Origin of the sequence: Bradyrhizobium sp. NBAIM14 (assembly GCF_020193895.1) — a bacterium.
Classification (GTDB): domain Bacteria; phylum Pseudomonadota; class Alphaproteobacteria; order Rhizobiales; family Xanthobacteraceae; genus Bradyrhizobium; species Bradyrhizobium yuanmingense.
This window is the reverse complement of the sequence record NZ_JADYVQ010000020.1, coordinates 108,712-128,335: the sequence shown is the minus strand read 5'-3', so window position 1 is coordinate 128,335 and position 19,624 is coordinate 108,712. Positions and strand designations below refer to the sequence as shown.

The 19,624-nt window shown below is 64.7% G+C and carries 18 protein-coding genes; 3 read left to right on the top strand and 15 right to left on the bottom strand.

Annotation, left to right across the window (positions count from 1 at the left end):
- Positions 1 to 76 precede the first annotated feature (76 nt).
- From I6F28_RS31535 to I6F28_RS31505, 7 genes are all read right to left on the bottom strand, one after another.
- Positions 77 to 1,189 (bottom strand): polyamine ABC transporter substrate-binding protein, encoded by a 1,113-nt coding sequence (locus I6F28_RS31535; RefSeq protein WP_036001433.1) that lies wholly within the window; start codon positions 1,187 to 1,189, stop codon positions 77 to 79.
- A gap of 6 nt (positions 1,190 to 1,195) precedes the next feature.
- The gene (locus tag I6F28_RS31530) at positions 1,196 to 2,377 is read right to left on the bottom strand and encodes an aminotransferase (protein ID WP_042336240.1); all 1,182 of its coding nucleotides are present in this window, start codon (positions 2,375 to 2,377) and stop codon (positions 1,196 to 1,198) included.
- Between the two features lie 7 nt (positions 2,378 to 2,384).
- Positions 2,385 to 2,711 (bottom strand): rhodanese-like domain-containing protein, encoded by a 327-nt coding sequence (locus I6F28_RS31525; protein ID WP_225142787.1) that lies wholly within the window; start codon positions 2,709 to 2,711, stop codon positions 2,385 to 2,387.
- A 173-nt stretch (positions 2,712 to 2,884) separates the two neighbouring features.
- The gene (locus tag I6F28_RS31520) at positions 2,885 to 4,819 is read right to left on the bottom strand and encodes a potassium transporter Kup (RefSeq protein WP_225141434.1); all 1,935 of its coding nucleotides are present in this window, start codon (positions 4,817 to 4,819) and stop codon (positions 2,885 to 2,887) included.
- A 140-nt stretch (positions 4,820 to 4,959) separates the two neighbouring features.
- On the bottom strand, positions 4,960 to 6,858 hold the full coding sequence (locus tag I6F28_RS31515; RefSeq protein ID WP_036001442.1) for a potassium transporter Kup: 1,899 nt from the start codon (positions 6,856 to 6,858) through the stop codon (positions 4,960 to 4,962).
- 173 nt (positions 6,859 to 7,031) lie between these two features.
- Positions 7,032 to 7,862: an OmpA/MotB family protein gene (locus I6F28_RS31510; RefSeq protein WP_036001445.1), complete on the bottom strand. Its 831-nt coding sequence runs from the start codon at positions 7,860 to 7,862 to the stop codon at positions 7,032 to 7,034.
- A 23-nt stretch (positions 7,863 to 7,885) separates the two neighbouring features.
- Positions 7,886 to 8,659 carry a motility protein A gene (locus I6F28_RS31505; protein ID WP_036001447.1) on the bottom strand — a complete coding sequence of 258 codons (774 nt, stop codon included), beginning with the start codon at positions 8,657 to 8,659 and terminating at the stop codon, positions 7,886 to 7,888.
- 301 nt (positions 8,660 to 8,960) lie between these two features.
- Between I6F28_RS31505 and I6F28_RS31500 the strand changes: the two genes are divergently transcribed.
- Positions 8,961 to 9,254, top strand: coding sequence for a hypothetical protein (locus tag I6F28_RS31500; protein WP_036001448.1), 294 nt, complete (start codon positions 8,961 to 8,963; stop codon positions 9,252 to 9,254).
- Positions 9,255 to 9,371: 117 nt separating this feature from the next.
- Here the strand turns inward: I6F28_RS31500 and I6F28_RS31495 are convergent, their stop codons facing one another.
- The 4 genes from I6F28_RS31495 to I6F28_RS31480 form a co-directional block, all read right to left on the bottom strand.
- Entirely contained in the window at positions 9,372 to 10,091 is a 720-nt protein-coding gene (locus tag I6F28_RS31495) for an RraA family protein (RefSeq protein ID WP_225142785.1), read from the bottom strand.
- Positions 10,092 to 10,214: 123 nt separating this feature from the next.
- The gene (locus tag I6F28_RS31490; RefSeq protein ID WP_225142783.1) at positions 10,215 to 11,096 is read right to left on the bottom strand and encodes a CDP-alcohol phosphatidyltransferase family protein; all 882 of its coding nucleotides are present in this window, start codon (positions 11,094 to 11,096) and stop codon (positions 10,215 to 10,217) included.
- Between the two features lie 86 nt (positions 11,097 to 11,182).
- A complete protein-coding gene (locus I6F28_RS31485) occupies positions 11,183 to 11,905 on the bottom strand; it encodes a phosphatidylserine decarboxylase (protein WP_225112817.1) in 723 nt (240 codons plus the stop codon).
- A gap of 71 nt (positions 11,906 to 11,976) precedes the next feature.
- Positions 11,977 to 13,935: an ABCB family ABC transporter ATP-binding protein/permease gene (locus tag I6F28_RS31480; RefSeq protein ID WP_225142781.1), complete on the bottom strand. Its 1,959-nt coding sequence runs from the start codon at positions 13,933 to 13,935 to the stop codon at positions 11,977 to 11,979.
- 200 nt (positions 13,936 to 14,135) lie between these two features.
- On the opposite strand from I6F28_RS31480, the gene I6F28_RS31475 reads away from it, so the two are divergent.
- On the top strand, positions 14,136 to 14,741 hold the full coding sequence (locus tag I6F28_RS31475; protein WP_025035586.1) for an LOG family protein: 606 nt from the start codon (positions 14,136 to 14,138) through the stop codon (positions 14,739 to 14,741).
- Positions 14,742 to 14,849: 108 nt separating this feature from the next.
- On the opposite strand, the gene I6F28_RS31470 is transcribed toward I6F28_RS31475, so the two are convergent.
- The 4 genes from I6F28_RS31470 to cysS form a co-directional block, all read right to left on the bottom strand.
- Positions 14,850 to 15,227: a VOC family protein gene (locus I6F28_RS31470; protein WP_036001466.1), complete on the bottom strand. Its 378-nt coding sequence runs from the start codon at positions 15,225 to 15,227 to the stop codon at positions 14,850 to 14,852.
- 141 nt (positions 15,228 to 15,368) lie between these two features.
- The gene (gene cimA / locus I6F28_RS31465; RefSeq protein WP_109144134.1) at positions 15,369 to 16,967 is read right to left on the bottom strand and encodes a citramalate synthase; all 1,599 of its coding nucleotides are present in this window, start codon (positions 16,965 to 16,967) and stop codon (positions 15,369 to 15,371) included.
- A complete protein-coding gene (locus tag I6F28_RS31460) occupies positions 16,964 to 17,455 on the bottom strand; it encodes a GNAT family N-acetyltransferase (RefSeq protein WP_036001471.1) in 492 nt (163 codons plus the stop codon). Before I6F28_RS31460 ends, cimA begins: the two co-directional genes overlap by 4 nt.
- Positions 17,456 to 17,570: 115 nt before the next feature.
- Positions 17,571 to 18,953: a cysteine--tRNA ligase gene (cysS, locus tag I6F28_RS31455; protein WP_225142779.1), complete on the bottom strand. Its 1,383-nt coding sequence runs from the start codon at positions 18,951 to 18,953 to the stop codon at positions 17,571 to 17,573.
- A gap of 288 nt (positions 18,954 to 19,241) precedes the next feature.
- Here cysS and I6F28_RS31450 point away from each other — a divergent pair, with 288 nt between their 5' ends.
- Positions 19,242 to 19,535: a hypothetical protein gene (locus tag I6F28_RS31450; protein WP_225142777.1), complete on the top strand. Its 294-nt coding sequence runs from the start codon at positions 19,242 to 19,244 to the stop codon at positions 19,533 to 19,535.
- Positions 19,536 to 19,624 lie beyond the last annotated feature (89 nt).

Below are 19,624 nucleotides of genomic sequence, written 5' to 3'. Positions count from 1 at the left end.
CGAAGCAATCCAGAATCGTTCCACGGAAGCAGTCTGGATTGCTTCGTCGCTTCGCTCCTCGCAATGACAGGCGCTACTACCGCCCCGTCTTCACCTTGGTCCAGAGCCGGTTGATGATCCGTTGCGTGGCCGGCTCGCGCGCCGTGATCACGAACAGTTTTGCGAGCGTCGCTTCGTCCGGATAAATGTTCTTGTCGTTCAGGATTTTTGGATCCACCAGCTTCTGGCTGGCGAGGTTGCCGCTGGCGTAGGACAGGAAGTCCGAGTTCTTGGCGGCAACGTCCGGGCGATAGAGATAGTTGATCAGCTCGTAGGCTTCCCTAACATTCTTGGCATCCGCGGGAATCGCGAGATTGTCGAAGAACATCTGCGCGCCCTCCTTCGGAATGGTGTAGCCGATCTCGACGCCGCTTTTGGCTTCCGCGGCGCGGGCGCGGGCCTGCATGATGTCACCGGACCAGCCGACCACGAAGCAGATCTCGCCGGTGGCGAGCGCGCTTAGATATTCGGACGAGTGAAACTTGCGTACGGAGGGGCGGACTTTCGCCACGGCATCGGCGGCCTTTTCCAGGTCCGCCTGCTTGGTCGAGTTCGGATCGAGCCCGAGCCAGCTCAGCGCCGCCGGGAAGATGTCGTCGGCGGAGTCGAGCATGTGGACGCCGCAGTCCTTGAACTTGGCGAGGTTCTCCGGCTTGAAGACGATGTCCCAGCTGTCGATCTTCGCATCAACCCCAAGGATCTGCTTCACCTTGGCGACGTTGTAGCCGATGCCCGTCGTGCCCCACATGTAGTTGGCGGCGTAGACATTGCCGGGGTCGTAGGTGGCGAGGCGCTGCGTCACCACCGGCCAGGCATTGGCGAGGTTCGGGAGCTTCGACTTGTCGAGCTTCTGGAAGATGTTGGCCTTGATCTGGCGCTGCAGGAAATAAGCGGTAGGCACCACGACGTCATAACCGGACTTGCCGGCCATCAGGCGCGTCTCCAGCGTCTCGTTGGCGTCGAAAGTGTCGTAGACGACCTTGATGCCGGTCTCCTTGGTGAAGGCCTCAAGGACGTCAGGCGCCATGTAGTTGGACCAGTTGTAGAAATTGACGACCCGCTCCTCGGCACCTGCGGGAGCGGAGAGCAACGTCAGCGCGGCGGCGATCGCGAAACCAAGGCCAAAGCCGGAGCGGCCGACGTTCGTCATCTCTGTCTACCTCTTGCGTCCACGCACCGCGTCCGACAGCCGCTCCAGTGCGGTGTCGAGCGTCTCGTCCTTCTTGGCAAAGCAGAAGCGCACCACTGATGTGACCGGGTCCTGCTCGTAGAACGCCGAGACCGGGATCGCGGCGACCTTGTAGTCTTTCACGATGCGCCAGCAGAACTCAGTGTCACTCTCGTTGAGCCCGAGCGGCGACAGGTCCACGGTGAGGAAATAGGTGCCTTGCGACTTCAGCACGGGGAAGCCGAGGCTCTCCAGCCCCTTGGTCAGGCGGTCCCTGCTCCGCGTCAGGTCCTTGCGCATCGACAGGAAGTAGTCGTCGGACTTGCCGAGCCCATAGGCGACCGCGGCCTGCAGGTTCGGCGCGGTGGTGAAGGTCAGGAACTGGTGCACCTTGGCCGCGACGCGGAGCAGCGGTGGCGCCGCGCAGACGAAGCCGATCTTCCAGCCCGTCAGCGAGAAGATCTTGCCGGCCGAGCCGACCTTGATGGTGCGCTCGCGCATGCCGGGAATGGTGATCAGCGGGATATGCTTGTGCTCGTCGAAGGTGACGTGCTCCCAGACCTCGTCGCAGATCGCGATGACGTCGAACTCCTGGCAGTAGCGCGCCAAGAGCTCGAGGTCCTCGCGCGGATAGACCACCGCGCTGGGATTTAAGGGGTTGTTGAAGAGCACCGCCTTGGTCTTTGAATTGAACACGCTTTTCAGCATGTCCTCATTCAGCCGCCAGTGCGGCGGCTCGAGCCGGACCAAGCGCGGAATGCCGCCGGCCTGGCGGATGATCGGCAGATAGGAATCGTACACCGGCTGGAAGCAGACCACTTCGTCGCCGGGCTGGACCACCGCGAGGATCGCCGAGGTCAGCGCCTCGGTCCCGCCGGAGGTCACCATCACTTCGCTCATCGGATCGAGCTTGAGGCCGTGCCAATGGCCGTAATGGGTCGCAATCGCCTGGCGCAGCTCCGGCAGGCCCATCATCGAGGGGTACTGATTGTAGCCGTTCAGCGAAGCCTCGGCCGCGGCGCGGCGGATGTCCTCGGGGCCGGGATCATCCGGAAAACCCTGGCCGAGATTGATCGCATTGTTGTCGCGCGCGGCCTGCGACATCGCCTCGAAGATGGTGACGGGAAGGTCGGCGAAGACCTTGTTCAGCGAAGAGCTCTTGGTCGTCATTGCGCGGTTAGCCACCGACCTTGCTGGGAAGCCCGGCCGCCTTCCAGCCCAGCATGCCGCCGGCCAGATGCTTGTCGTAAGAGAGGCCCGCCGCCTGCGCCGCCAGCGAGGCGGTCACCGAACGCTTGCCCGAGCGGCAGGCGAACACGACCTGCTTTCCTTGCGGATCGGGGATCGCCTTGGGATCGAAGGTCGAGAGCGGAACCACGACGCCGTAAGGGTAAGCCTCGGCCTCGACCTCGTTCGGCTCACGGACGTCGACGAGCAGATAACGCCCTTCCGCGACACCCTTGGCGACCTCGTCCGGGGTCAGATCCTGCACTTGATTTGCCACATCATCCTCCAACGTCGCGGGCCGCGTACCGGGGCGATCCCGGCCGGCGGCAACCTCGCCTCTCGGGAGACGAAAATCAAGCGCCACAAAGGCTTGAGCCGCGCGGCGCAAGTTAAAGCTAAATCGCAGCGACTTGAAGTCCGCTTTGAATCCCATGCCCTGGATCGTCTGCCCTAGATCGTCACCTGCGTGCCGACCTCGACCACACGGCCGGACGGGATCTGGAAATAGTCGGTGGCGTCGTTGGCGGAGCGGCTGAGCGAGATGAACAGCCGGTCCTGCCAGCGCGGCATGCCGGAATGGGCGGCGGGCTTGAGCGCCCTGCGCGACAGGAAGAACGAGGTCGACATGATGTCGAACTGCCAGCCCAGCTTGCGGGCGATCGCGAGCGCCTTCGGCACGTTGGGCGATTCCATGAAGCCGAATTTCAGCGTCACCTTGGAGAAGGTCGGTGAAATCTGCTCCAGCTTCACCCGTTCGGCCGGATCGATCCGCGGGGTCTGCGCGGTCTCGATGGTGAGAATGACGTTCTTCTCGTGCAGCACCTTGTAGTGTTTCAGACTATGCATGAGCGCGGTCGGCGCGCTGAGCGGGTCCGAGGTCAGGAACACCGCAGTGCCGGGCACCCGCTGCGGCGGCCGCTTCTCCAGCATCGCCACGAGATCGGCGAGCGGAAACTCGAGCTTGCGCGACTTTTCAAACAGCAGCCGGCTGCCGCGCCGCCATGTGTACATCAAGATGATCATGACCGCACCGAGCGCCATCGGCACCCAGCCGCCCTCGAACACCTTCAACAGGTTCGCGCTCAGGAAGGTCAGATCGAGGAACAGGAACGGCGCAATCAGCGCGCCGGCGGCAAGCGCTGACCAGCGCCAGCCCTTCCAGACCACGACGAAGCCCATCATCGCCGTGACCACCATGGTACCGGTGACGGAGATGCCATAGGCGGATGCAAGCGCGCTCGACGAGCGGAACAGCAGCACCAGCAGCACCACCGCGACCAGCAGCAGCTGGTTGATGCGCGGAATGAAGATCTGGCCGGAATGGGCTTCCGACGTATGGCGAATTTCAAAGCGCGGCAGCAGCCCGAGCTGGATCGCTTGGCGCGTCAGGGAATAGGCGCCGGTGATGACGGCCTGGCTCGCGATGACGGTCGCCATGGTGGCGAGCACGACCATGCAGCCTCGGACGAAGCCTTGCGGGAACAGCTGAAAGAACGGGCTCACGATCGCGCCGGGGTCGCCGAGCACCAGCGCGCCCTGCCCCAGATAGTTCAGCGCCAGCGAGGGCAGCACGATGGTAAGCCACGCGGTCTGGATCGGCCGCTTGCCGAAATGGCCGAGATCGGCATAGAGCGCCTCGGCGCCGGTCACCGCCAGGAACACCGCGCCCAGCGTCACGAAGCCGACGATGCCATGGTGCAGCATGAAGTTCACGGCGTAGAGCGGGTTGAGCGCAAGCAGCACCTGCGGCTGCTGGGCGATCTGAGGGATCGCCGCCACCGCCAGAACCGTGAACCAGACGCACATGATCGGGCCGAAGAAGGCGGCAACGCGCGCCGTGCCGCGGGACTGCACGGCGAACAGGCCGACCAGGATCACAACCGTCAGCGGAACGATGTAGGGCTCGAACCTTAGCGTGACGTCCTTCATGCCCTCGATCGCCGACAGCACGGAGAGCGCCGGCGTGATCACGGCATCGCCGTAGAACAAAGCTCCGGAAATGATGCCGAGCAGGACGATGGTGGCCCCGCCGCGGCCGGTGCCAACCGCCCGCTGGGCCAGCGCCATCAGTGCAAGCGTGCCGCCCTCGCCGTTGTTGTCGGCGCGGAGCAGGATCACGACGTATTTGAGCGTCACCACCACGATGAGCGCCCACAGGATCAGGGAGAGCACGCCGAGGACCGCTGCCGGCGTCGGCAACCCGTCCGCGCCCGAGGCCGCCATCACCGCCTCGCGGAACGCGTAGAGCGGGCTGGTGCCGATGTCGCCGTAAACGACGCCGATGCTGCCGAGCGTCAGCGCGCCGAAACCGGCGGTGGTATGGGCATCGCCATGCCCATTGGCCGCCACCGTTTCCGGGGCGGGAACTGCTACGTCGCTTGTCATGGGAGAGCCCGATGGCCTCTAAAATGCTTCACTGCACAACGGCGGAAGAGCGCGCGGCTTATAGTCCTGCGCCACCGGCATGGCCTAGCCCGATTCTGGGCCATATCCATGCAAATATGCATGGCTACGCCAGTTGCATTCTAGATGGTGACCTGGGTTCCGACTTCGACCACGCGGCCGGTGGGGATCTGGAAGTAGTCGGTGGCATCGTTGGCCGACCGGCTCAGCGCGATGAACACATGATCCTGCCAGAGCGGCATGCCCGACTGTGCCGAGGCCTTCAGTGACCTGCGCGACACGAAGAACGACGTCGACATGATGTCGAACTGCCAACCCTGCTTGCGCGCGATGGCGAGCGCCTTCGGCACGTTCGGCTGCTCCATGAAACCGAAGCGCAAGCGGACCTTGGAGAACTTTTCGCTGATCTTCTCCATCCTGAACCGCTCCGACAGATCGACCCGAGGCGTCTGCGCGGTCTCGATGGTCAGAATCACGTTGTGCTCATGCAGCACCTTGTTGTGCTTGAGATTGTGCAGGAGCGCGGTCGGCACGAACGCCGGATCGCTGGTCAGGAACACCGCGGTGCCCTTGACGATGTGCGGTGGCCGCTTCTCCAAACTGCGGATCAGATCGTCCAATGGCACCTCGATCCGGCGGGTCTTCTGGATCAGGATTGCGGAGCCCTTGCGCCAGGTCCAGATCGTCCCGGCCATGACGATGCCGAACAGCAGCGGCACCCAGGCACCTTCGAGCAGCTTGAGCAGGTTGGCGCTGAGGAAGCTCAAATCGACGATGACGAAGGGGACGATCACGGCTGCGGCCGTCGCGGCGCGCCAGTTCCACAACTTCCAGATCACGACGAAGCCCATGATGCCGTCGGCGACCATGGTGGTGGAGACGGCAATACCGTAGGCGGAAGCCAGATTGCTGGGGGTGTGGAACAGCAGCACCAGCAGCATCACGCCGATCAGCAGCAGGCGGTTGACGCGCGGCAGATAGATCTGGCCGGCATGGGATTCGGAGGTGTAACGCACCTCAAAACGCGGCAGGAGCCCGAGTTGCACGGCCTGGTGGACCAGCGAATAGGCGCCGGTGATCACCGCCTGGCTCGCGATCACGGTTGCGGCCGTCGCGAGTCCGACCAGCGGCAGGACCAGGCTCTCGGGCACCATGCGATAAAACGAATGCTCGATCGCGCTGGGATCGGACAGCACCAGCGCACCCTGCCCGAAATAGTTGACTAGAAGCGCCGGCAGCACGAAAAACATCCAGGCCGACTGGATCGGCTTGCGGCCGAAATGGCCGAGATCGGCATAAAGCGCCTCTCCGCCCGTCACCGCCAGGAACACCGCGCCGAGCGTCACGAGGCCGATCACACCGTGCGACAGCACGAACTGCACCGCATAGTACGGATTGATCGCCGCCAGCACCGTGGGATCGTCGGCGATGTGGACAGCCCCCATCACGGCGATGACGGTGAACCAGACCACCATCACCGGCCCGAAGGCCGAGGCGACCAATGCGGTTCCCTTGCTCTGCACGGCGAACAGCAGCACCAGAATGAGCACGGTGAGCGGCACGACATAGTGCTCGAGCGCGGGGGTCGCGAGCTTGAGGCCCTGCACCGCCGAGAGCACCGAGATCGCCGGCGTGATCATGGAATCGCCGATGAACATCGAAGCGCCGATCACGCCGAGCGCGAGCAGGACCCAGCTTCGCCGCCCGAGCGCGCGCTGGCCGAGCGCCATCAGCGAGAGCGTGCCGCCCTCCCCGTTATTGTCGGCGCGCAGCAGCAAGAGGACATATTTGGCGGTGACGACGATCAGGAGCGCCCACAGGATCAGCGAGAGCACGCCGAGCACGATGACGCGCGAGACGGGCTCGCCATGGGCGGCGGCCTTGACCGCCTCGTGGAATGCATAGAGCGGCGAAGTGCCGATATCGCCAAAGACGACGCCGACACTCCCGAGCGTAAGGGCCCAAAAACTTGCGGTGGGCCGCCCGTCCTGGGTCTCGGCCTGTGTGATGCTCGCCGTCATGAAGGTGGAGAACGCTTCGTTCCTGAAATTGATCCGGCGCCTTTTGACGCTTCCGGTGCACCTGTCAATCGGCGCACCATCATAGCAGGCGCCGAGCCGGATGCTGTGACGCCACAGCCACGCTCATCGCCCGCGCGACGACATGCCTCAGGTAAGATGGTAGCGCAAGGGGGTTACGGCCTCAGATTCGGCGGCAGCGGCGGATCTTCGCGCATCAAGGTGATGGTCACCCGCCGGTTGGCTGCCAGCGAGGGATCGTCCGGAAACAGCGGCTGGGTATCGGCCTTGCCGGAGACGGCGAAGATGTGCGACGGCGGCAGGCCCTGGCGCTCGAGGATCTGGCGCACGGCGTTGGCGCGATCGGCCGACAGATCGAAGGCGCCATAGTCGCTGCGGGTCGGCACGAACCCCGCCGCGGTGTGGCCGGCGATGGAGACGCGGAGCGGCGTCGCCTTGAGCGGGATCGCGAGCTTCTCGACCAGGCGGCGGGTGCGGTCATAGGGCACCTTGGAGCCGTCGGCGAACATCGAGCGGCCGTCCTGGTCGACGATCTCGAGGTTCAGGCCCTGCTTGGTCTCCTCGAACATGATGTGCTTGGACATCTCGGTCAGTTCCGGCATGTCCTGCAACGCCTGGCGCAGCGAGGCTGCGGCCAGCGCGAAATTGCGGTCGACCTTGATCTTCGCGCCGGAGGTCTTTTCGCGGTCTTCCTGATCTGGCGTCGGCGTGTTGGAGGCATCTTCCGGCTGGATGTGGTCGACGTTCTTGAGTCGCGGGCGCGTCGGCAGGCCGTCGGATTCGACGATGCCGGAGTAGCGCGCCTCGGTCTGCACGCCGAACGCCTCGCGCATCGAGCCCGCGACGATCTTCAGCTTGTTGGCGTCTTGCGTGGAGAACGCGACCAGCATCACGAAAAACGCCAGCAGCAGCGCCATCAGGTCGGCGAAGGTCACGAACCAGCCGTGGCCGCCACCGTGAGCATTGCCGCGCTTCTTCTTGGCCATCTCTCAAAATCCAGGCGGCGGCCTCAAGCCGGCACCGGCTCGCCTTCGGTGTGACGATGCTTCTCCGGCAGATAGGCCAGCAGCATTTCGCGCACCAGGGTCGGGCTCTTGGAGTCGCGGATCATCAGGATGCCGTCGATGATCAAGGTGCGGTTGGTCTCTTCGTCCAGCAGCTTGCCGTGCAGCTTGTCCGCGATCGGCAAGCAGATCAGGTTGGCGACAACGGCGCCGTACAGGGTCGCCAGCAGCGCGGTGGCCATGAACGGGCCGAGCTTGGAGGGATCCGACATGTTGGAGAACATCTGCACCATGCCAAGCAGCGTGCCGATCATGCCGAACGCCGGGGCGCAGTCGCCGACGGCGCGGTAGATCTTGCTGCCTTCGTCGAGGTGCATCAGGAAGTTGTCCCGGTCGCGCTCCAGATTGTCGCGAATGAAATCGAGGTCGTAGCCGTCGGCAACATAGCGAATGCCCTTGGCGAGGAAGGGCTCGTCGGTCTCGACCTTTTCGAGTCCGACCGGGCCCTGCTTGCGGGCGATTTCCGCGATGCGGGCGAGCTCGTCGACAAGGTCGTGAGCCGACAGGCGGCTCAGGGTGAAAGCAAACTTCGCGCCCAGCGGCACGCCGTGGATCATCGCGGACAAAGGAAAGCGGATCATCGTCGCTGCGAACGAGCCACCGAAGATGACGATGACGGCGTGGATGTCGTAGAACATCCCGAACGTACCGCCCATCAGGATCAGCGACGACACAACAATGGCGCCTGCGACGAGGCCGACAAGTGTTGCGATATCCATGATCGACTCCAACGCCTACGCAACAACGGCCGTCCTGGCCGCTGGCGCGGCTCAACCCCGAACCGCATCGCAGACCCTAGAGCGCCGCCCTTAAAGGCGCGTAAAGGTTAAGTCTCGACGATGTGCCGCCTGCCGCCGCAATTTGTCCCGGTAGCCGTCCAGCGATAGGAATTTCAACCTTTCGCTAACCATAAGCAGGCGCCCACCACGTCACGTCGGCTGCGGCCCTCCGCCACATCGTGGACGGGGATCAGCTGGTGTCTGCTAGCGTTGCGACAGGGCCAATCGCGGAGCCAGCGCGATGTTGATGCTATTCGGTCTACTCACGGCGCTGCCCGCGGCGCTGGCGTTCCACCTGCTCGAGCCGGAACTCGTGCTTCCGGCGTTCAGCGTGCTGCTCTTTATCGAGGCCGCCTTCGCCGTGCTCGCGGCGCGGTTGATGCGCAGCGCCAACAGCGCAGACGATATCACCCTCTGGGACCTTGCCGGCGGCTTCACCCTGATCGGATGCGCCGCCGCCGTGCTCGGAGAACCGGATCAAGTCGCCCTGCTTCTGACCGAGCAAGGCGGCATTCGGCCGTCGTCCGGGCCGTAGATTGCCCTAAAGCGCGATGCGATCAGGATCAATCGTCATCGCGCTTTAGGTTATTGTTTGAGCATGATCTTTTCGGAAAACCGCTACACACTTTTCCGGATCACGCTCCAGCAGCCGTCAATGGATCTCCGCAGAGCGCTTCAGCGCGGCCTTGAGCTTCTCGAGCGAGAAGTCGGGACTGCGGGCGATCTCCAGGATCGGCGTCTCGCGGCGGCCGCACAGTTCGGCCGCCTCCGGCAGCTTTGCGGCAAGGTCGAGCGGGATCACGATGGCGCCATGCCGGTCGGCGTGGATGAGGTCGTCCGACTTCACGGTCATGCCGGCGACGCGCACCTCGCCGCCAAAGCTTTCCGCGTGCACCCAGGCGTGCGACGGGCCGATCGAGCCGGCTAGCGCCTGGAACCCTGGCGCCCATTGCGGGATGTCGCGGATCGAGCCGTCGGTGATGACGCCGAGGCAGCCGAGCGCCTTGTGCACGTTGCTCTGTACCTCGCCCCAGAACGCGCCATAGCCGACGTCGGGTCCGTCGATGTCCTGGATCACCGAGATGCGCGGGCCATGGCCGGTGCCGACATATTCGTAATATGCGATTCGGCGCATGGACTGCTCCTCGGCCGGAAGCGATGATTTCAGAACCGAGCGGATCGTCACCGTGCGGGCATAGCCGACGATCGGCGGCAGGTCGGGAAACGGACAGACCAGCTGCTTGGTGGTGTAGCCGATCAGCCGCCGCTCGGGCGCCACGATCTCCATGGCGTTGCAGATCGTCGGCGTATCGTAACGGCCCAGCGCTTCGAGGACGGAAGCGGGCAGCGGCCCGGTCGCGGAATTGGTCACGGCGTTCTCTCCCAGGTTGGCGGCGATTGATTGCGCGATGCCGCCGGCACAGGGCGATATAGCCGAGATCGGATCTCGACCCAACTCAGGCGGGCTTCATGGCAGATATCCGCGAGGAGCGCTTTAGTGCAGTCGTCCGGGCCGATCGTCGTCTTGCGGCGGCTCCGACAAATTCGCCAGCGTCGGCGCCGAGGGCGGTGACGGGACCTCGCCTCCCGCCGGCGCGGTGGCTTCCATCGCGCGCGCCTGGTCGCGATAGGATTTGTAGCCGAGCGGCAGCGCGAGAAGGTACACCACCGTGCCGATCGACAGCACGTGCCAGGGATAGGCGATCAGGAGCGCGATGAAGACGATCACGGCGACGAAGGCCGGCAGCACCAGCTCGGGCGGCACGCGCATCCGCTTGGTCTTGCCGGAGAACACCGGCAGGCGCGACACCATCAGAAACGCGATCAGAAGCGTGTAGGCCGCGGTCACCGCCGCAGGTGTGCGCCCGACGTCGAGGAACGCGACATAGATCGGCAGCAGCACGGTGATCGCGCCGGCGGGCGCCGGCACGCCGGTGAAGAAATTGGCGGCGAAGGCCGGCTTGTTCGGATCGTCCATGGTGGCATTGAAGCGCGCGAGCCGCAGGCCGCCGGAGATCGCGAACACCATGGCGGCGATCCAGCCGGCATTGCCGAGCTCGTGCAGCTGCCAGAAATACAGCATCAGGCCGGGCGCCACGCCGAAATTGACGAAGTCGGCGAGACTGTCGAGCTCGGCGCCGAACTTCGACTGCCCCTTGATCATGCGCGCGATGCGGCCATCGATGCCGTCGAGCGCGGCGGCGAACACGATGGCATAGACCGCGAGCGTCATCCGCCCTTCGATCGACAGGCGGATCGAGGTCAGGCCGGCGCAGATCGCCAGCAGCGTGATGACGTTGGGCACCAGCATCCGCACCGGGATCGGTCGGAACCGCCGGCGGCGGACGTCGGGATCCTTGAAATCGTAAGGCGTCATGGCTCGTCCTTATCTCGAGGCGAGATATAGCAAGCCGCGCCGCCCTCCGCCATTGCGGCGGAACGCCTGCGAGCACCGACTATTGGTTAATTGGCGCGGAACGCGCGGCCCGGGTCGTCGCCGGCAAGGTCGGCCAGGATCGTCTCTCCGGCGATCGCGGTCTGCCCTTCCGAGACCAGCGCCTTGGTACCCACGGGCAGGTAGACGTCGAGGCGCGAGCCGAAGCGGATCAGGCCGAAACGCTCGCCGGCGCCGATCGCCTGCCCCTCCTTGACGAAGCAGACGATGCGCTTGGCGACTAGGCCGGCGATCTGGACCACGCCGATCCGCGCCGTCGGCGTCGTGATCACCAGCGAGTTGCGCTCGTTGTCCTCGCTCGCCTTGTCGAGCTCGGCGTTGATGAAGAGGCCGGGCCGGTAGGCGATACGATCCACCCTGCCCGCCACGGGCGCGCGGTTCACGTGGCAATTGAACACGCTCATGAAGATCGAGACGCGCGGCAGCGGCCGGTCGCCGAGCCCGAGCTCGGCCGGCGGCAGCGCCATGGTGATCATGGAGACACGCCCGTCGGCCGGCGACACCACGAGACCCTCGCGCGCCGGCGTCACACGGACGGGATCGCGGAAGAACAGCGCGCACCAAACGGTCAGGATCGTGCCGATCCACCCCAGCGGCGACCACAGCCAGAACAGGAGCAGGCTCGCCAGCGCAAAGGCGCCGATGAAGGGATAGCCCTCCTTGTGGATCGGCGGGATCTGACGCTGGATCGAATCGAGAATGGACATTGCTTTTTGCCGGTCGGGGTTAATGCCACGGGGTCGTCGCGCGGGCTTGTTTAGGCCAGACTTTGTTTAGGCCAGACTTGGGACCGGAGACAAGGTCACTCCGCCGCCGCGGGCGTCGTCAGGCTATCATCGACCGGCGGCGGCTCCCGGTTAGGCGCGGCATTGGTGTCGGCCATCTTGGCCAGCTTCTCGCGGGCCTCCTCGGCCTCGCGCTGCCTGTTCCACATGCTGGCATAGAGCCCGCCCTGCGCGAGCAGGCTCGCGTGAGTGCCGCGCTCGGCGATGCGGCCCTGGTCCAGCACGATGATCTCGTCGGCGCCGACGATGGTGGAAAGCCGATGCGCGATCACCAGGGAGGTGCGGTTCTTCGCCACGCGGTCGAGCGCCCCCTGGATCTCGTGCTCCGTATGGGTGTCGAGCGCCGAGGTCGCCTCGTCGAGCACCAGGATCGGCGGCGCCTTGAGCACCGTGCGCGCGATCGCGACGCGCTGCTTCTCGCCGCCCGACAGCTTCAGGCCGCGCTCGCCGACCTGGGTCTCGTAGCCCTTCGGCGCCATGCGGATGAAGTGGTCGATCTGCGCCAGCCGCGCCGCCTCCTCGACCTCGGCATCGGTCGCATCCCAGCGGCCGTAGCGGATGTTGTAGCGGATGCTGTCGTTGAACAGCACGGTGTCCTGCGGCACCATTCCGATCGATGCGCGCAGGCTGGCCTGCGTGACCTCGCGGATGTCCTGGCCGTCGATCAGGATCCTGCCGCCGGAGACATCATAGAGGCGAAACAGGAGCCGCGAGATGGTCGATTTGCCGGCGCCGGAGGGGCCGACGATGGCAACCGTCTTTCCGGCCGGCACTTCGAAGCTGATGCCCTTGAGGATGGGGCGCGCCGGCTCATAGGCAAAGCGCACGTCCTCGAAGCGCACCGTGCCGGCGGAGATGGCCAGCGGCTTCGCGCCAGGCGCGTCCTTGATCTCGGCCTCGCGGCTGAGCACGCCGAACATCTTCTCGATGTCGATGATCGCCTGCTTGATCTCGCGATAGACCATGCCCATGAAGTTCAGCGGCTGGTAGAGCTGGATCATCATGGCGTTGACCAGCACGAAATCGCCGACCGTGTTGGTGCCGTTGCGCACGCCGATCGCGCACATCAGCATGGTCGCGGTCAGGCCCAGCGTGAAGATCACCGCCTGGCCTGTGTTGAGCACCGCGAGCGAGGTGTAGGTGCGGACGCTCGCCTCCTCGTAGCGCTCGACCGACCTGTCGTAGCGCTGCGCCTCGCGTGCCTCGGCACTGAAATACTTCACCGTCTCGTAGTTGAGCAGCGAGTCGATCGCCTTGGTGTTCGCCTCGGTGTCGGAATCGTTCATCTTGCGGCGGATGCCGATCCGCCACTCGGTCGCGACGTAGGTGTAGTACATATAGAGCGTGACCGTGATCAGGGTCGCGACGACGTAACGCCAGTCGAATTGCCAGAGCAGCACCGCCAGCAGCAGCGAGACCTCGACGATGGTCGGGATCAGCTGCAGGATCACCATGCGCACGATAACCTCGATGCCCTCGCGGCCGCGCTCGAGCACGCGCGTGAGGCCGCCGGTCTTGCGCTCCAGGTGAAAGCGCAGCGACAGCTCGTGCATGTGGATGAAGGTGAGGGTCGCGAGCTTGCGCACCGCATGCATGGCGACGCGGGCGAAGATGCCGTCGCGCCATTGCGTCAGCACCGCCATCAGGATGCGCATCACGCCGTAGCTCGCGGTCAGCAGCAAAGGCGAGGCGATCACCCAGAGATGCCAATTGTCGGCCGCTACCGGCGCGGTGTTGGCGCCGGTCAGCGCATCCGTCGCCCATTTGAAGCTGAACGGCACGGTGAGCGTGATCAGCTTGGCGGCGAGCAGCAGCACCAGCGACCAGACCACCCTCATCTTCAGGTCGGAACGGTCGCCGGGCCAGATGTAGGGCCACAGATGTGCCAGCGTGCCCATCAGCGTGGCCCCGGCCTGCGGTCCTGCCACGGAAGGATCAGGAACGTCGGCGCCGTCGAAGGATTGAGGTTGGTCCATCAACAAACCCGAAGCCCGCCGGGTGCGGGCGCAACTGCGATTAACGATTTTCGCCCGTCATATAGAGCCTTCCCGATGCCCGCGCACCCCGCCAGATGGCGAATCTTCGATTGTTTGTCGCGATTTACCGGTAAATTCCCGGACGTATCGAATCACCGTTTGGGCTTGACGCCACTTCGCTGCAATGCATCATGGCACCAATGAGCACGATCAAAACCGTCTGTGTCTATTGCGGCTCCGGCCCTGGAACAAATCCCAACTTCATTGAAGCAGCGAAGGCGCTCGGCAAAGCGCTGGCGGAAAGCAAGATCCGCCTCGTCTATGGCGGCGGCTCGCTCGGCCTGATGGGCGCGGTTGCGACCTCCGTGCTGGATCACGGCGGCATGGTCACCGGCATCATCCCCGACTTCCTGCGGATGCGCGAGAATGCGCTGACGCGCGTGCAGGAGATGGTCGTCACACCCGACATGCACGAGCGCAAGCGGCTGATGTTCGAGCGCTCCGACGCCTTCGTGGCCCTGCCCGGCGGGCTCGGCACGCTGGAGGAGCTGGTGGAGCAGCTGACCTGGCAGCAACTCGGCCGTCACGCCAAGCCCGTGCTGCTCGCCAATGTCGACGGCTTCTGGGAGCCGCTGTTCTCCCTGGTGGCCCACATGCGGCAGACCCAGTTCATCCGCGCCGGCCTCACCGTCGATATCCTGAAGGCGGACAAGGTCGAGGAGATCATCCCACGGCTGCGCGCCGCGGCGGCGCAGATCCCTGACGACCAGCGCGATCTCGCGCCCGACGTGGCCCGGCGGCTCTAAAGCATGATCCGGAAAAGTGTGAAGCGGTTTTCCGAAAAGATCATGCTCAAACAACAACCTAAAGCGCGATGACGATCCATCCTAATCGCATCGCGCTTTAGACCGTCCCTATTCCTGCGGAAACGTCACCGCCTCGATCCGGTTGCCGTCGGGATCGGTGACGAAGGCGGCGTAGTAGCGCACGCGATCGTGCGGGCGGAGGCCCGGTGCGCCGTCGGAGGCGCCGCCAGCGGACAGCGCAGCTGCGTGAAACGCATCGACCTCGGCCGCGGTTTTCGCCCGCAGGCAGATGTGCACGCCGCTCTCCGGCGCGACACGCGGCATGCCCTCGCGCAGATTGATCCAGAACTCCGGATAGGCCTTGCCAAACCCGATCGTCCGCGGCCGCGTGACGAGGCGCGCGAGGCCGAGTGCGGCGAGCGTCGCCTCGTAGAACTTTGCGGCGCGATCGAGATCGCTGACGCCGACGGAGATGTGGTCGATCATGGCCGTGCCCTTTCCCCATCCTCGGTGTCATCGCCCGGCTTGACCGGGCGATCCAGTACTCCGTGACAGCAGTAGATAAATCGATGGGCCGCAGCGTACTGGATTCCCCGCCTTCGCGGGGAATGACAGTCGTCGTGGGGGTTACGCCGGCGCGTCCGACTTCACGAGCTTGTAGATTACCGAATCCATCAGCGCCTGGAACGAGGCATCGATGATGTTCGGGGACACGCCGACGGTGGTCCAACGATCGCCGTTCTCGTCCTCGCTCTCGATCAGCACGCGCGTGACCGCGCCGGTGCCGCCATTGAGGATACGGACGCGATAGTCGATCAGTGTCAGGCCCTCGATGAACTTCTGGTACTTGCCGAGGTCCTTGCGCAGGGCGACGTCGAGCGCGTTGACGGGACCGTTGCCTTCGGCCGCCGAGATCAGATGCTCGCCGGCGACGTCGACCTTGACCACCGCGAGCGCCACCGTGACGCGTTCGCCGAGCGCGTTGTAGCGCTGCTCGACGTTGACGTCGAACTGCTCGACCTCGAAATAATGCGGCACCTTGCCGAGCGTGCGGCGCGCCAGGAGCTCGAACGAGGCGTTGGCGGATTCATAGGCATAGCCGGCCGCCTCGCGCTCCTTCAATTCCTCGACGAGACGCGTCAGCTTCGGATCGCTCTTCTCGTAAGGGATACCGGCGCGGTCGAGCTCGGCGATGACGTTGGAGCGCCCGGCCTGGTCGGACACCAGCACCTTGCGGTGATTGCCGACCAGCTCCGGCAACACATGCTCGTAGGTCTGCGGATCCTTCAGCACGGCGGAGGCATGGATGCCGGTCTTGGTGACGAAGGCGCTCTCGCCGACATAAGGAGCATGCCGGTTCGGCACGCGGTTGAGCATGTCGTCGAGCGTGCGCGACACCTTGACGAGCGTCGCCAGCTTCTCCGTGGTGACGCCGATCTCGAAGGCGTCGGCAAACCCCGTCTTCAGCTTCAGCGTCGGGATCAGCGAGCAGAGATTGGCATTGCCGCAGCGCTCGCCGAGGCCGTTCAGCGTGCCCTGGATCTGCCGCGCGCCGGCACGCACCGCGGCGAGCGAATTGGCCACCGCCTGCTCGGTGTCGTTATGGGCGTGGATGCCGACGTGATCGCCGGGGATGTGCCTGGTCACGTCTCTGACGATGACCTCGACCTCATCAGGCATGGTGCCGCCGTTGGTGTCGCACAGCACCACCCAGCGCGCACCGGCATCGAAGGCGGCCTTGGCGCAGGCAAGCGCAAAGGCGGCGTCTTCCTTGTAGCCGTCGAAGAAATGCTCGCAATCTAGCATCACCTCGCGGCCGGCCGCCTTCGCCGCCGCGACGCTGTCGCGGATCGAGGCGAGATTTTCTTCCTTCGTGGTCTCCAGCGCGACGCGGACCTGATAGGCCGACGCCTTCGCCACGAAGCAGATCGCGTCCGCCTTCGCTTCCAAAAGGCCCGCAACGCCCGGATCGTTGGACACCGACCGTCCCGCCCGGCGCGTCATGCCGAAGGCGGTGAAGCGCGCATGATTGAGCTTGGGCTTGGAGCCAAAGAACTCCGTGTCGAGCGGGTTGGCGCCGGGATAGCCGCCCTCGACATAGTCGATGCCGAGATCATCGAGCATCGCCGCGATGACCTGCTTGTCCGCCAGCGTGAAGTCGACGCCGTTGGTCTGCGCCCCATCGCGCAGCGTGGTGTCGAACAGATAGAGACGCTGCTTGCTCATTGCCCCGCTCCGAGCGTCTTCTTCATGGTGGTGTTGGCGAGCCACTCGTCGTTGATGGTGACGCTGTTGCGCTGCTGGGCGGTGTAGCCGCGCTTGGCGAAGAAGCCCTCCGCGGTATCGCTGGCGTCGACCGAGAGGCTCTTGGCGCCGCGGCCGCCGGCGAGCTTCTCCAGCGCGTCGACCAGCATGGTCGCGATGCCCTGCCCGGCCACGGCCGGATGCACATAGAGCATGCGGATGTGATCATTGCCGCGCAGCGAGGCGAAGCCGACAGGCGAGCCTTCCAGCGTCGCGATCAGCGTCAGGTCGGACGCAAGCCGCTTGCCGAACTCCTCGTCCTCGGCCGCCGCCATCCAGGCTTCCTGCTGCGCCTCGCTATAATCGTCGCCGGTCAACTCCTCGATGCTGGCGGCGAAGATCGCGGCGAGCATCGGCACATCCGCCGGCAGGAAGGGCCTCAGTGCGGGCTTTGGCAAAGTCTGTCCCATCGTCCTTACCACATCCCATAAAGCTTGAGCACGATCGCCACCGCGCCGGCGAGCAGCGCGATTTTCAGCGCGATGTAATAGAGCCAGTGCCGCGGGAAAGGCGTCTCGGGGCGCTTCATCGGGCGATCTCCCAGGTGGTGCCTTCCTTGGAGTCCTTGATCGCGACGCCCATCGCAGCGAGCAGATCGCGAATGCGGTCGGACTCGCCAAAGTCCTTGCGGCTACGCGCAGCTGTTCGCTCCGCGAGCAGGCGCTCGACCTCCTTGGCGTCGATCCCGCTCGCCTGCTGCTTGCGCCCTTCCCACTGCGCCGCGCTCTCGGAGAGGAATCCGAGCAGCCGCAACGAGCCCGCAAGACCTGCGATATCGTTGCCGCGGAGGCCGTGCAGCGCCGCGATCGCCTGCGGCGTGTTGAGGTCGTCGAGCAGCGGTTCGACCACCGACGGAGCCGGCTCGCCGGACACGACATCGGCCGCGACGCGATACCAGTCGTCGAGCGTCTTGGCGCTCTCCTCCAGCGACTTCATGGTCCAGTCGATCGGCGAGCGGTAATGCGTCTTGAGCATGTTGAGGCGCAGCACCTCACCCGGCCAATCCCTGAGCAGCTCGTGGATCGTGATGAAGTTGCCGAGGCTCTTCGACATCTTCTCGCTCTCGACCTGCAAGAAGCCGTTGTGCATCCAATAATTCGCCATGCGCTCGCGATGGAAGGCGCAGCAGGTCTGCGCGACCTCGTTCTCGTGGTGCGGAAACACGAGATCGATGCCGCCGCCATGGATGTCGAAATGCTCGCCGAGATGCTTCCAGGCCATCGCTGAGCACTCGATGTGCCAGCCCGGACGCCCCTCCGCCTTGATGCCGGATGGCGACGGCCAGGACGGCTCGCCCGGCTTCGACGGCTTCCACAGCACGAAGTCGGTCGCATCGCGCTTGTAGGGCGCAACATCGACCCGCGCGCCGGCGATCATCTCGTCGAGCGAGCGCTTCGACAGCGCGCCATAACGCGGCAGCGCGGAATTGGCCGCGTTCATCGCCTGCGGCGAGAACAGCACGTGGTCCTCGGCGACATAGGCAAAGCCGCCGGCGACCAGCTTCTCGATGATCTCGCGCATCTCGCCGATATGCTCGGTGGCGCGCGGCTCGACGCTCGGCCGAAGCGCGCCGAGCGCATCGACGTCGGCATGGAACTGCTTGCCGGTCTGCTCGGTGACCTTGCGAATGGCCTCGTTCAGCGGCAGGCCGGGAAAGTCGCGCGCGGCGCGGTCGTTGATCTTGTCGTCGACGTCGGTGATGTTGCGGACATATTTGACGTGCGCCTCGCCGTAGATGTGGCGCAGCAGCCGAAACAGCACGTCGAACACGATCACCGGCCGCGCATTGCCGATATGGGCGAAGTCATAGACCGTCGGTCCGCAGACATACATGCGGACGTTGTTCGGATCGAGCGGCACGAAGGTGCGCTTTTCCCGGCTCAGCGTATCGTAAAGACGCAATTCCATGACAACCCATCCCTCTCGGCCGGGCGTCCAAGGCTCTCAATGTGTTTGAGAAAAGACGGCTCCAGCCAGCGAATCGCTAGCTCGTAATCTCGCGGCAAATGGCGCAAATGGCGAGGAGACCGTTCATGCGGCCACATATGGGCCACCACGGGCCCCGGCGTCAAGGGCCGCGAAAATGCCGTTTTTGCCTCCGCAAGGGGCGCGGCCTGCCTTAAGGCTTCATGATCCCCTAACCATTTGAGGCCATTCTGGAACTGCAGTTCCCTGATTTTTTGCTCCGGTATTTTCATGCGATCCCTGCTCGCGCTCATTTTCGGCGCCTCGCTCCTTGCAGCACCTCAGGCGTGCGCCGAGACCCGCGTCTTCATCATCGCCGACCAGTGCCTGGCCAAGAACGACACCAAGGGCGACACATGCGGCGCCTCCGCCGCGCGCACCTATTGCCAGTCACGAGATTTTGCAAAGGCATCAGGCTATCGCCGGGTCGATCCCGATGAAATTACCGGCTCCGTCCCCAAATCCGGCACAAACTGCTCCCATGGCCATTGCGACGAATATGTCGCAATCACCTGCCAGCGCTGAATTCCCTCGGAGCTGGCGGACCTTAGGACCAGCTCGGCCCCTGAAACGACGTGACGATGCCGCAGGAAGCGGCTATTGGGAGGGCGCGC